Source organism: Aeromicrobium terrae (assembly GCF_008039565.1).
GTDB lineage: Bacteria > Actinomycetota > Actinomycetes > Propionibacteriales > Nocardioidaceae > Aeromicrobium > Aeromicrobium terrae.
Window position 1 is genome coordinate 306,407 of the sequence record NZ_VDUX01000003.1, and the last position, 11,898, is coordinate 318,304.

Below are 11,898 nucleotides of genomic sequence, written 5' to 3' on the forward strand. Positions count from 1 at the left end.
GGGTCACGCTTCCTGTTCCAAGATGTTCTTGGCTCGGTAGTACTGGTCGTCCTTCAAGCGCCCGAAGAGCACAAGTGACGACCCGAGGGTGTCGGACTGCTCGTAGCGGCCGGGGAAGAACATGAGCATGGGCTTGCCGGTCACGATGCTCTGAAGGTTGTTGAGCACGTTGTGGGACCGGATGTACGGGAAGACCTCGCCGATACCGGTGAGGAAGAAGATGTCGAACTCGCCGTCCTCGATCTTGGCGCGAATCGCCGGCGCGATGTGGAGCTGAGGGTCCAGCATCCCTTGGAGCATCTCGCGAAAGTCGTCCTTGTCCTGGTCTGGTTCGGCCTGGAGGACCCGCTCCCAGACGCCGCGCTCCATGAGGATCTCGACGGCCAGGTCGTAGAGGTTGACCTCGCGCACGGTGATGCCGTGCTTCGTCGAGAGCTTGCTCTTGATGCGCTTCTTAGCCTGCGCGACCGCGAGGGACGCCTCGGGTGGGTAGGGGTAGATGAAGAACGGGACCTCGTTGCTCAGGCCCTCCATCTGAAGGAAGCGCTTCCCGCTGAGGACAGCGAACAGGTGCTCCTCCTGCTTGTGGGTATCGGCATTCGTCATGCGGTGCCGCCCGTCGGAAAGAAGCGGAGGTCGTCGAACAGGGCGTCCTTGAGCCGTGCGGACAGAACGGCCTGATTGATGCGGCCGTCGTCGGAGATCAGGCCCGCCTCGACGAGCATGCGGAAGACGGTGGAGCGGAGCTTGCGCAAGGTGGTGTCCTTGAGGTTGGCCACTTCTTCATGCCAGAGCGCCTTGCCCCGGATGAAGCTGTTGAAGTCGTCATGGCCGAGCGTTTGCGCCAGAACGAGGTACCGCTCGCGTACAACCTCCTCAGCGAACTCGCCGATCAAGTCATAACGGCGGCAGGCAGCGGCCCACATCAGGTAGCCACGCTCGGTCGGCGTGGCGTCGATGAGCAGCTCGAGCTCGGCATCAGTAAGCACGGAGAGTCGCTGAGCGATCTCACGGGCGAGCCGGAAGCCCGACGAGCGCGTGCGGGCCTGGAGGAGATTGTCTTCCTCGATCAGTTCACGGACCTTCGCCCAATCCTGCACCTGGAGGTAGAGCGGCGCGGCCACCAGCGCTTCGCGCACGAGAAGGGCGCCAGTCGTGAACGACAGCGCGTACCGCGGACTCGGTCTATTCGTCATGCGGTCCCTCCTCAAAATGCAAAGTCGATCAGGCTATCCCATTGATCAGACACTCTGCGCTGCCCATGACGTGAAAGTTCGAACGATCTAGCCTCGGCCTGTCACACCCGCGCGGGCGTCACATGGGTATACCGGTCGGTTTCGCCCATTCGAGCCTAATGAAGCGGTGGACCGGATTTCACGGAATCGTTGCACCGGCAAACATCGAGCCAAAGCAACTACGCGGCGAGCAGACAAGAGATTCCGTGAGGTCCTGAGCCAAACCTCCGCGCTACTCCCAGGCCGGCGGGAGCGACGCGACGTCGACGCCGAGGAGATCGGTGAGGCGGCGGAAGACCTCGGGCTCGTCGCGGATCATGAGGTGGCGGCCGGCGTCGCGGAGGCGGTCGGCGAAGCGCTGGACGGCGACGACGCCGTGGTGGTCGATGAAGGTCAGCTCGGCCAGGTCGAGGACGACGTCCTCGGTGGTGCCGTCGTCGATTGTCAGGAGCTGCTCGAACAAGTCAGCAGAAGCGGAGTCGACCTCGCCGGCGACGGCGATGCCGTCGGAGTTGGTGAACAGCTGGAACGGGACGAGCGGGCGGAGGCGGCGGTCGGCGACCGGGTGGGCGCTGGCGATCGACCCGAGGGCGTCGTCGTCAGTGAGGGACCGGTCGAAGCAGCAGAGGGCGGCGAGCTGGCGGCCGGCCATGCGGCGGTCGGCGTAGGCCTCCCAGGCGACGTGGTGCAGCCACGCCTCGGCCGGGCCGACGAGTGACGTGACCTCAGCCAGGACGCGCAGGCCGGTGAAGCCGTCGGCGATGGCCTGGTCGGTGGCGCCCGAGTACAACGCCCACTGGTCCTGGTTCGACATGCGTCGCCCGCCCGGGTAGATCGCGTCGAACGGCATGACCTGCAGCGTCCCGTCGTCGACGAGCGAGCGCATCGGCTCGAGCTCGCGCACGGCTTTCTCGGCCTCCGGGCCGCCGACGAACGCGAGGCGCTGCCCGAGATCGAGGCCCTCGTGGAGGAACGGCACGGCCGCGGCGGCGAAGTCGCCGTCCAGCGAGTTGTAGCCCCAGCACGCGTGGCCGTTCAGCCCGATGCCGCCTGGCCGATCGGCCAGTCCGTGGAGGCGCACGTTCGCAGCCTATGCCCGTTCCGTTACCTGTGTCACAGGACTGACACGTGTGCGACGGCCGGGATCGGGAACGTCCTAGGTATGAGTCACGACAACGGAGAATCCGCAGCCGAGGCCCGCCACGGCCTCATCGACGGCATTGCCGGCAAGGTCAAGGAAGTCGCTGGCGCCGTGACCGGCAAGGACGACCTCGTCGAAGAGGGACGTCTGCAGCAGGCCGAGGCGCAGCAGCGCAAGGAGGCCGCCACCGAGCAGGCCGTGGCCGACGCGAAGCGCGACCAGGCTGCCGAGAACCTGATGGAGACCAACCAGGAAGCGACCGCCGAGAAGGAGGCCGCGCACGACCAGGCCGACGCGGCGCAGCGCGCCGCCGAGCGGCAGCGGGCCGAGGAGCACTCGGCCGCCGAGCGTGTCGCCGCCGACCAGGAGGAGGCCGAGCGTCGTGCCGCGGAGCATCGCGCCGACGCCGTCGCCGACTCCAGCCTCCAGGAGGCCCAGGCCGAGACCCGCGACGCCGCTGCCACCGAGCAGCAGGCCGTCAGCGAGCAGGTCCGCCTCGAGCAGGAGGCCACGGCCGCCGAGCAGGAGGCCGCTCGGCTGCGGTCCGAGACCAACCACTAAGGAGCAGCATGAGCCTCAAGACCCTCCCCTACAAGCTGGCGCGACTGCCGCTCGCGACCCTCGACCGCGGCCTGAGCCGCCTGCCCGAGACGTCGCTCCCCCGCACGACGCTGGACAAGGCGATCGGGTCGGCCGACGTGTTCGCGGGCTCGCTGCTGGGCGACCAGGAGATCGCCGACCGCGGCGCCGAGCGCATCGAGCGTGCGGAGAAGCTCGCCGAGAGTGCGCACCTGAAGCACGAGGCCAAGGATCGACGCCGCAAGGCCGAGAAGGTCAACGAGGCCGCCCGTGAGGAGGCCGCGGAGAAGCGGCAGAAGGCTGCGGCGAACGTGAAGGACGGCCTAGACCAGGCCAAGGAGGTCGAGACCGAGGCCAAGAAGCAGGCCGCGGCCAACGCCACCAAGACCAAGGCCGCGAGGAAGGCTGCTGCCGACAAGAAGGCCGAGGAGCGCCAGAAGACCGTCGAGCAGCGCAAGAAGCGGGTCGCCAGCCAGGCCGAGGCGAAGAAGAAGGCGGCTCGCCAGCAGGCGTCGAGCGAGCTCAAGGACGCCAAGGAGTCCAGCCAGTCCGCCGCCGAGGCCAAGGCCGACGCCGAGGTCCTCAGCGAGCTGCAGGACGCCAAGAAGGACGAGCGTCAGCAGGACTGATCACGACGTCGACGGGCACCGATCCACGCAGGATCGGGGCCCGTCGTCGTGCTGCTAGTCGCGCTCGCCGGTGATGAGCGCGTGGGTGATGCCGGCGATGATCGCGCCGACCGCCGGGGCGAGGATGAACACCCACACCTGGCCGAGGGCGTCGCCGCCGCCGAACCACGCGACCCCGAGCGACCGCGCCGGGTTGACCGACGTGTTGCTGATCGGGATCGAGATCAGGTGGATGAGCGTCAGCGCGAGGCCGATGGTCATGCCCGCGAACGCCGGCGTAGCGCGCTTGGACGTCACGCCGATGATCACGTACAGGAACATCGCCGTGAGCAGGACCTCGGCGATGATCACCGACCACAGCTCGTAGCCGCCGGGTGAGTGGTCGCCGTAGCCGTTGAGGGCGAAGTTGTTCGTCGCGTCGAACCCGTCCTTGCCGTTGGCGATGGCGAGGAGGGCCGCACCGGCGACCGTCGCGCCTACGACCTGCGCGACCACGTAGGCCGGCACGTCCTTCCACGCGAAACGACCGGCCGCTGCGAGACCGACGGTGATGGCGGGGTTGAAGTGGGCGCCGGACACGTGGCCCAGCGCGTAGGCGCCGGTGAGCACCGTGAGGCCGAAGGCCAAGGCGACACCGAGGTTGCCGACCTGGTCGCCGGCGAAGATCGCCGTTCCGCAGCCGCCGAGGACGAGCCAGAAGGTGCCGAGTGCCTCGGCCCCGAGCCTGGAGCTCCCCGTGGGTGGAACGGTCTCAACAGGTGTTGCGGACTGATCGGTCATGAGAATTCCTCTCTCCGAGCAGGAGGTACCGCTTCTCGGAAGGTACTCCCGGGAAATCAGGTGCTCCAAGCACCGAGTCGGAGTGTCGGAGGGAGAGCCCATGATGAGGACCTGACAGAGCGGCGGCTACGAAGGAGGCCTCGATGGCATCGCTGATCCAGGAGACGACGATCGACGCGTCGCCCGACCACGTGTGGGACGCGCTCCGCGACTTCGGCGCCCTGCACCGGCGACTCGTGCCCGGTTTCGTCACGGACGCCGTGACCGATGGCGACGTCCGGACGGTGACGTTCTTCAACGGTGGGGTGGCCAAGGAGCAGCTCGTAGGTGTCGACGACCAGGCCCGCCGCTTGGCCTACTCGATCATCGATAGCGGTGTCGGGCTCACGTGCCACATGGCGTCCGCCCAGGTCCTCGACGCCGGCGACGGCACGAGCCGGTTCGTGTGGACTGCCGACTTCCTGCCCGACGCCGCGGCACCGACCGTCGACGCGCTCATGGCGAAGGGGCTGAGCGTCATCAAGCAGCACCTCGAGGAGCAGGCGGCACGCTGACTCAGCGCCGGCCCGGGCGGGGCTCAGACCGTCAGGCTGGTTGCTTGAAGCGCTTCATCGCTGCCTGATGACTGACACCGAGTGCCTCGCCGATCTGCGTCCACGTCGCCCCGGACTCGCGCGCTTCAGCGACGACATCTGACAGCTGCTGATCGATGTACTCACGAAACTGCGCAGCCCAGTGCAGCGCCCGCAGCGGATCACGACCCGAGCTGACAGCAGCGTCGACGTCGAAGTCCTCGAAACGCGAAGCGAGCTCGTCATCAGTCATCTTTTGCTTTGCCATGATCATCACCGCTTCTTGAGTCTGCGAAGGAACGTGGGACGGGCAGGCATCACGTGAACGACCGTCTCGATGGTGATGCCATCTGGGGCAAACACGACCCCGACTTCGAGGAGGTCGCCCGATTGAGTTGGTCCAACGAGGATCGCCAGTGAGTGATCATCTTGGTCGTGAAACTCGTCGATGTGGTGGATCACGGCGTGCTCGATCTGTTCCAGGGTGTAGCCGCGCTTCAGCGCGGCATCCGTGACCCTCACATTGCAACTTTAGTTGCATCCGCCCAGTCATGCAACCAGGGTTGCAATCTTGCTATCTCCAGCCGAGGCCAGGCGCGACGTGCAGGATGACCGACTCCAGGATGTGCGCGTTGTACTCAACGCCCAGCTGGTTGGGCACCGTGAGCAGCAGGGTGTCGGCCGCGGCGATGGCCTCGTCCCCGGCCAGCTGCTCGACGAGCTGGTCCGGCTCGGCGGCGTAGGTACGGCCGAAGATCGCACGGAGATCCGCCTCGATCTGGCCGACCTGGTCCTGGCTGTCGCCCTCGTGACCGAAGTACTGGCGGTCGACGTCGGTGGTGATCGGCATGATCGAGCGGCTGACGGAGACGCGCGGCTCGCGCTCGTGACCGGCCTCCTTCCACGCCTCGCGGAACGCCTCGATCTGCTTGCGCTGCTGGACGTGGAACGGCTCGCCGGTCTCGTCGGCCTTCAGCGTCGAGCTCATCAGGTGCATGCCCTTCTCGGCCGCCCAGCGCGCGGTGGCGTCGGACGCGGCGCCCCACCAGATGCGATCGCGCAGGCCCGGCGAGTGCGGCTCGACGCGCAGCAGCCCGGGCGGGTTCGGGAACATCGGCCGCGGGTTGGGCTGGGCGAAGCCCTCGCCCTTGAGCACCTCGAGCAGCACGTCGGTGTGCTGGCGGGCCATCGTGGCGTGGTCCTCGCCGTCGGCGGGCTGGTAGCCGAAGTAGCGCCAGCCGTCGATGACCTGTTCCGGTGACCCCCGGCTGATGCCGAGCTGCAGCCGGCCACCGGCGATGAGGTCGGCGGCCCCGGCGTCCTCGGCCATGTAGAGCGGGTTCTCGTAGCGCATATCGATCACGCCGGTGCCGAGCTCGATCCGCGACGTCTTGGCGCCCGCCGCCGCCAGCAGCGGGAACGGCGACGCGAGCTGGTTCGCGAAGTGGTGCACGCGGAAGTACGCACCGTCGGCGCCGACCTCCTCGGCCGCGACGGCCAGGTCGACCGACTGCAGCAGCGCGTCGGAGGCCGTCCGCACCTCGGAGTAGGGCGACGGCGACCAGTGGCCGAAGCTCAGGAACCCGATCTTCTTCATATGACGTTCAACCATCGCCACGCTGGGTTGTTCCGGTCACACGATGCTTCACCGGTGATCGAGTGCCTGCGAGCTCTGCGAGCAGGTGTATCGAGATCACGTCGGGTGGTCTCGATACACCTCACTCGCTGGCGCTCGCTCGGCACTCGACCAGCGAAACCTGCGTCGTCGACATCACGTCGCTCTGCTCGTCGACAAATCACGGTTCCCGGAAGCCGAGGCCGAGCCCGGCCAGGGACTCGGTGAGCCGCGCGACGGCGATCGGGCCGACGCCGTGCAGAGCACGCAGGTCGTCCTCGGTCCAGTCGGCGACCTGCTCGACGCTCGTGATGCCCTGCGCCCGCAGCGCGCGGGTGGCGGGGGCGCCGATGGAGCGCGGCAGCGGCGTGCCGGTGGGTCGCGGTGCGCGCTTCCGTGGCTTCCCGTTGTCCAGCACCGCCTCGCCGCGCGGCGAGAGCCGGTAACCGATCGCCAGCGACTCGGTCAGCCCGAGCTCCTTGAGCTTTCGCACGTCGGTCTTCCACTCCTGCGTCTCGCGGCCGAGCTGAGCGGCCAGGTCGGGCGCGCGGACCTCGGGATTGGCGTCGATGATCTCCAGCGACGCCCGCGTCCACGGGCCGTGCTTCGACGCAGCGTCGAGCCGGTCGAGGCGGCGGTGGATCTCGGCGATCTCGTCGGCGTCAGGAATGGTCTCGCGGAGCGCCTCGCGCGGGTCGGCGCCGGCATACCTCACTCCCACGCGCCAGACCGGGTCGTCGCGGTGGGCCAGCTCCTGCTTCAGTGCGGCCAGCGACGCGGCCCCGGCCCGCCGGGCGTCGTCAGCGCGGAGCGAGCCCAGCGGCACCCGCTCGACTGACGTCACCTCGATCACGCCGAAGCCCGTCCGCATCCGCGTGCCGACCTTCACCCGAGCCCGGTCCCAGCGCCGGAACGCGAGGTCGACGTCGCCGGCCTTGATCGCCGCGAGCACGGCGGGACGGATCATCACGGTCCCATCCCACCACGCGGCATGCTGGGACTGTGCGAGTCACCATCCGGGTCCGGCCCGGCGCGAGGAAGCCCGAGGTCGGCGGGACCCACGACGGCGCGCTCGTGGTGAAGGTCGCCGCCGTGCCCGAGGGTGGCCGCGCCACCCAGGCCGCGCTCGTCGCGCTCGCGGAGGCGCTGGGCGTGCCCCGGCGCGACGTCACGCTCGTGACCGGCATGACCAGCCGCACGAAGATCGTCGAGATCCCCGAGGAGTCCGCGCCGGTCTACGAGGCGCTCACCCACTTGCCCTGACCGGTGCAGGTTCGGCCTCCGCCTCCGCCTCCTCCACCACGCGTTGTCGCACCAGCAGGCCGACGACGGCGAGGATGACCAGCCCGCCGCCGAGCAGCTGCTGCGAGGACAGGCGCTCGTCCAGGATCAGGAAGCCCAGCACCACCGCGACGACCGGGTTGACGAAGGCGTAGGTCGAGATGGTGGTCGACGAGAGGCGGCCCAGGATGTACAGGTAGCAGCTCATCGCCAGGAGCGTGCCGGGGCCGATCAGGAACGCCAGCGCCCACCAGGACTCGGCGCTCACTGCGCCGGCGTCGAAGAACAGCTCGCCGCGAACGGCCGCCACGACCAGCAGGATCAGTCCGCCGCACAGCATCTCCATGCCGCCGATGACCATGGCGCGCGAGGGCGTCGGCAGCCACGGCTGCAGCACCGACCCGACGCCCCAGCTGATCGACGCGAGCAGCGCAGCCACGGTGGGCCACAACGGCGCACCGCCGTCGCCACCACCGCTGAGCAGGACGACGCCGCCCATCCCGACGATCAGCGCGACCCACCGCACGGTGCCCGGCATCTTCCGCGTGAGCAGCGCGTCGGCCACGACGATCCAGAGCGGGACGCTGGCCACCAGGAGGGCCGCGGTGCTGGACGGCAGCTCGAGCTCGGCCCACGAGATCACGCCGTTGCCGCCGGCGGGCAGCATCGCACCGAGCAGCAGCATCGCCGCCCACTGCTGCCAGCCAGGCCGGTCGGCCGCGCGGGCCGCAGCACCACCGGACATCAGGCCGATGGGCAGCAGGATCGCGCCCGCGATCGTGTACCGGATCGCTGCCATCGTGAACGGCGGGATGGTGCGGACGCCGATGCGGATGAACAGGTACGTGGACCCCCAGACGACCCACACCACGAGCAGCGCAGCCAGGGCTGCCCGGGTCGCCGACGGGGCAGCCGGCGCTGGACGGACGGCCTGCATGCGTCAAACCTAGGGACGCGCACCGACGCGACAAGGTGGCTGAAGGACAAAAGGTCGATGCTTTCCTGCCACCCATGCGGCAAGGTGTGGGCGTGGGATTCCTGACGCAGGACGGGCCGCAGGTCGACTACGCCACGTGGGTCCAGGGCACCCGTTCGGAGAAGATCCGGCCGATGGCCGAGCACTGGGCGCAGGTCGGGTTCGGCACGCCGGTGGTCCTACACCTGTTCTACGTCGTGAAGATCCTGCTCTACGTCCTCGCGGCGTGGCTGATCGTGCTGAGCACCCCCGGCGTCGACGGGTTCACCGACGTGAAGGGCTGGTACGACCAGCCGATCGTCTACGAGAAGGTCGTGCTGTTCACGATGCTGTTCGAGGTCGTCGGCCTCGGCTGCGGCTTCGGCCCGCTGAACAACCGGTTCTTCCCGCCGATGGGCTCGATCCTCTACTGGCTCCGACCCGGCACGATCCGGCTGCCACCGTGGCCGACGCGCGTCCCGCTCACCCGCGGCGACACCCGCACCCCGTTCGACGCCCTCCTCTACGCCGCGCTGCTCGTGCTTCTCCTCGTCGCGCTGTTCAGCGACGCGGGCGACCTCGGCGTGCTCCCGACCTGGGAGATCGTGGCCATCCTCGGTGTCCTCGCCGTCCTCAGCCTGCGCGACAAGGTGATCTTCCTGGCCGCCCGCGGCGAGGTGTACGCGTCGCTGACGGTGGCGTTCCTGTTCGTCGAGGCGTCCGGCGACGACATGATCCTGGCGCTCAAGCTCGTCTGCCTGACCATCTGGATGGGCGCCGCGACGTCGAAGCTCACCAAGCACTTCCCGTTCGTCATCTCCACGATGATGAGCAACAACCCGGTGCTGCGGCCGCGCTGGCTCAAGCGGTCGTTCTTCGAGCACTTCCCCGACGACCTGCGCCCCGGCCGCCCGTCCCGCTGGATCGCGCACGTCTCCACCGCCGTCGAGGGCCTCGTGCCGCTGGTGATGTTCTTCAGCCACGGCGGCACCGTCGGCGCGATCGCGGCGGTCGTGATGCTCTGCTTCCACTTCGGGATCCTGTCGGCCATCCCGATGGGCGTCCCGCTCGAGTGGAACGTCTTCATGATGTTCAGCGTGGTGGCGCTGTTCGTCGGCCACCCGGACGTCGGGTTCTCGGACCTGACGAGCCCGTGGCCGATCGTCCTGTGGGCCGTGCTGGTGGGCACCGTGATCATCGGCAACCTGTACCCGCGCAAGGTCTCGTTCCTGCCCGCGATGCGCTACTACGCCGGCAACTGGGACGTCGGCCTGTGGTGCGTGAAGCCGTCCGCGTCGGCGAAGATCGAGGCCCACGTCACCTCGATCGCGAGCATGCCGCAGTCGCAGATGGAGCGGTACTACGGCAGCCCCGAGAACGCCCAGATGATGCTCTACATGGGCTACGCGTTCCGCGGGTTCAACAGCCACGGCCGGGCGATGTTCACGCTCGCGCACCGCGCGATGGCCGGCCACGACGAGTCCGAGTACGTCCTGGTCGACGGCGAGCGCATCTGCAGCACCGCGCTCGGCTGGAACTTCGGCGACGGGCACCTGCACCACGAGCAGCTGATCGACGCACTGCAGAAGCGCTGCCAGTTCGAGCCCGGCGAGGTGCGCATCGTGCTCATCGACGCCCAGCCGATCCACCGGCAGCGCCAGGAGTACCGGCTCGTCGACGCCGCCACCGGTCAGCTCGAGACCGGCTACATCGACGTCGCCGACATGGTGACGCGCCAGCCGTGGGACGACACCGTCCCCGTGCACGTGGACGAGGAGACCCCATGAAGCCCCTGCAGATGCGCGTCGTGGTGAAGGTCGACGACTACGACGAGGCCGTGCGGTTCTACCGCGACGTGCTCGGCGCGGAGGAGGAGCTGCAGATCCACGGCGAGGGCGACGAGCGGGTGACGATCCTCGACGTCGGCCGCGCGACGCTCGAGCTGTCCACACCGGCGCAGGTGGACATGATCGACCGGGTCGAGGTGGGCCGAAGCGTCAGCCCGCGGATCCGGGTGGCGTTCGAGGTCACGGACGTCGACAGCGCCACGACCCGGCTCGTCGAGGCCGGCGCCGAGCTGGTCGCCCCGCCGACCCGTACGCCGTGGGACTCCCTCAACTCGCGCCTGGAAGCGCCTGCCGGGCTTCAGCTCACGCTGTTCGAGGAGCTCGACCAGCAGGGATAGGCGTCAGCGCACGGCGAGGATGTTGCCGACCAGGAGGTCGTGGTCGCCCGGCGCGAGGAGCCGGCTGTCGTAGACCGTCGTGACGCGGCTGATCAGGCCGGCGGCGTCGAGCTCCAGCGCGGTGATGCCGCAGGCGACGCCGCTGGAGTCCGGAGCGATCCACTCGAACCCACCACCCGTGGCGCCGCCGACGACATGGCGCAGCGACGACCCGGCGCCGTACGGAGCCGCCGCCAGCGAGGCGGTCAGGTAGCGCTCGGCCATCGACCGGCCCTGCAGCTGCATCCGCAGCGCCATGTCCTCGTAGACCACGTCGTAGCTGAACAGCGCCGCTGCGCCCGCGGCGTCGCCGGCGGCGAGCAGGGCCTGCAGGCGGGTGGCGGCCTCGACGATCTCGGGCGCGGCCGACACGGGGATCTCGTCCTCGTGGAAGGCCGTCGGGAAGTGCTCGGCCGGCGTCTTCAGCTGGGCGTAGAGCTCGTCGTCGAAGATCCGGCTGTCCCAGTAGTCGACCCAGCGGACGATCTTGCCGTCCTTGAAGTCGACCGCACCGAGCAGTCGCAGCTCGCCGCCGAACAGCTCGGGCATGTCGGTGAACGCGATCAGGACGCTTCCGGTGCCGCCCAGGATCCGGGTCGGGTAGGACAGGGCGGTCGCCGGCCACGTCGGCATGTGCTGCGCGAAGGTCTGCTCGATCGTCTCGTACCCGTCGAGGGGCCAGCCGAGGATCGACTCGGTGTACGTCACGACGTCGGGCGAGAAGTGCGCCATCGTGTCCGCGACGACGTGGCTGTTCTTCGCGGCGAAGAAGCTGTCGAGGAACGCGACGGTCTCCGGCGCGGCGTGCCGGGTGTCGGGTTGTGCGGGGTACTCCACGGCGAGATCGGTGCTGTCGGTCATCCGCCGAGCCAAGCAACGCGTCGATC

Annotated in this window: 16 protein-coding genes; 6 read left to right on the forward strand and 10 right to left on the reverse strand. The window is 68.8% G+C overall.

Features of this window, described 5'->3' with window-relative positions:
* Positions 1–3: 3 nt before the first annotated feature.
* The 3 genes from FHP06_RS08165 to FHP06_RS08175 all read right to left on the reverse strand — a co-directional run bounded on the left by FHP06_RS08165 (position 4) and on the right by FHP06_RS08175 (position 2,316).
* Positions 4–606: a DUF1788 domain-containing protein gene (locus FHP06_RS08165; protein WP_147685629.1), complete on the reverse strand. Its 603-nt coding sequence runs from the start codon at positions 604–606 to the stop codon at positions 4–6.
* The gene (locus FHP06_RS08170) at positions 603–1,196 is read right to left on the reverse strand and encodes a DUF1819 family protein (protein ID WP_147685631.1); all 594 of its coding nucleotides are present in this window, start codon (positions 1,194–1,196) and stop codon (positions 603–605) included. Before FHP06_RS08170 ends, FHP06_RS08165 begins: the two co-directional genes overlap by 4 nt.
* 271 nt (positions 1,197–1,467) lie before the next feature.
* Positions 1,468–2,316 (reverse strand): MEDS domain-containing protein, encoded by an 849-nt coding sequence (locus FHP06_RS08175; protein ID WP_147685633.1) that lies wholly within the window; start codon positions 2,314–2,316, stop codon positions 1,468–1,470.
* Positions 2,317–2,397: 81 nt separating this feature from the next.
* Here FHP06_RS08175 and FHP06_RS08180 point away from each other — a divergent pair, with 81 nt between their 5' ends.
* Both FHP06_RS08180 and FHP06_RS08185 read left to right on the forward strand, forming a co-directional pair.
* A complete protein-coding gene (locus FHP06_RS08180; protein WP_147685635.1) occupies positions 2,398–2,937 on the forward strand; it encodes a CsbD family protein in 540 nt (179 codons plus the stop codon).
* An 8-nt stretch (positions 2,938–2,945) separates the two neighbouring features.
* On the forward strand, positions 2,946–3,584 hold the full coding sequence (locus FHP06_RS08185) for a hypothetical protein (protein ID WP_147685637.1): 639 nt from the start codon (positions 2,946–2,948) through the stop codon (positions 3,582–3,584).
* Positions 3,585–3,638: 54 nt separating this feature from the next.
* On the opposite strand, the gene aqpZ is transcribed toward FHP06_RS08185, so the two are convergent.
* Positions 3,639–4,364, reverse strand: a complete 726-nt coding sequence (gene aqpZ / locus FHP06_RS08190) for an aquaporin Z (protein ID WP_147685639.1) — start codon at positions 4,362–4,364, stop codon at positions 3,639–3,641.
* Positions 4,365–4,507: 143 nt separating this feature from the next.
* On the opposite strand from aqpZ, the gene FHP06_RS08195 reads away from it, so the two are divergent.
* Positions 4,508–4,918, forward strand: a complete 411-nt coding sequence (locus FHP06_RS08195; protein WP_147685640.1) for an SRPBCC family protein — start codon at positions 4,508–4,510, stop codon at positions 4,916–4,918.
* Positions 4,919–4,949: 31 nt separating this feature from the next.
* On the opposite strand, the gene FHP06_RS15990 is transcribed toward FHP06_RS08195, so the two are convergent.
* The 4 genes from FHP06_RS15990 to FHP06_RS08215 all read right to left on the reverse strand — a co-directional run bounded on the left by FHP06_RS15990 (position 4,950) and on the right by FHP06_RS08215 (position 7,521).
* Positions 4,950–5,210 (reverse strand): hypothetical protein, encoded by a 261-nt coding sequence (locus tag FHP06_RS15990; RefSeq protein WP_187271849.1) that lies wholly within the window; start codon positions 5,208–5,210, stop codon positions 4,950–4,952.
* Positions 5,210–5,458, reverse strand: coding sequence for a hypothetical protein (locus tag FHP06_RS08205; RefSeq protein ID WP_147685642.1), 249 nt, complete (start codon positions 5,456–5,458; stop codon positions 5,210–5,212). The genes FHP06_RS15990 and FHP06_RS08205 overlap by 1 nt, the downstream gene beginning before the upstream one ends.
* 52 nt (positions 5,459–5,510) lie before the next feature.
* Positions 5,511–6,548 (reverse strand): LLM class flavin-dependent oxidoreductase, encoded by a 1,038-nt coding sequence (locus tag FHP06_RS08210; protein ID WP_269140121.1) that lies wholly within the window; start codon positions 6,546–6,548, stop codon positions 5,511–5,513.
* A gap of 184 nt (positions 6,549–6,732) precedes the next feature.
* A complete protein-coding gene (locus tag FHP06_RS08215; RefSeq protein ID WP_147685644.1) occupies positions 6,733–7,521 on the reverse strand; it encodes a helix-hairpin-helix domain-containing protein in 789 nt (262 codons plus the stop codon).
* 32 nt (positions 7,522–7,553) lie between these two features.
* On the opposite strand from FHP06_RS08215, the gene FHP06_RS08220 reads away from it, so the two are divergent.
* Complete coding sequence (locus FHP06_RS08220) at positions 7,554–7,814, forward strand: DUF167 domain-containing protein (RefSeq protein WP_147685646.1); 261 nt, start codon at positions 7,554–7,556, stop codon at positions 7,812–7,814.
* On the opposite strand, the gene FHP06_RS08225 is transcribed toward FHP06_RS08220, so the two are convergent.
* Positions 7,798–8,769 carry an EamA family transporter gene (locus tag FHP06_RS08225; protein WP_147685647.1) on the reverse strand — a complete coding sequence of 324 codons (972 nt, stop codon included), beginning with the start codon at positions 8,767–8,769 and terminating at the stop codon, positions 7,798–7,800. The two genes, FHP06_RS08220 and FHP06_RS08225, sit on opposite strands and share 17 nt — an antisense overlap.
* Before the next feature lie 92 nt (positions 8,770–8,861).
* Between FHP06_RS08225 and FHP06_RS08230 the strand changes: the two genes are divergently transcribed.
* Together FHP06_RS08230 and FHP06_RS08235 are read left to right on the forward strand one after the other, a co-directional pair.
* On the forward strand, positions 8,862–10,574 hold the full coding sequence (locus FHP06_RS08230; protein WP_147685649.1) for a DUF3556 domain-containing protein: 1,713 nt from the start codon (positions 8,862–8,864) through the stop codon (positions 10,572–10,574).
* Positions 10,571–10,972, forward strand: a complete 402-nt coding sequence (locus FHP06_RS08235; protein WP_222706415.1) for a VOC family protein — start codon at positions 10,571–10,573, stop codon at positions 10,970–10,972. Before FHP06_RS08230 ends, FHP06_RS08235 begins: the two co-directional genes overlap by 4 nt.
* Positions 10,973–10,975: 3 nt before the next feature.
* On the opposite strand, the gene FHP06_RS08240 is transcribed toward FHP06_RS08235, so the two are convergent.
* A complete protein-coding gene (locus FHP06_RS08240) occupies positions 10,976–11,872 on the reverse strand; it encodes a nuclear transport factor 2 family protein (RefSeq protein WP_147685651.1) in 897 nt (298 codons plus the stop codon).
* Between the last annotated feature and the right edge of the window lie 26 nt (positions 11,873–11,898).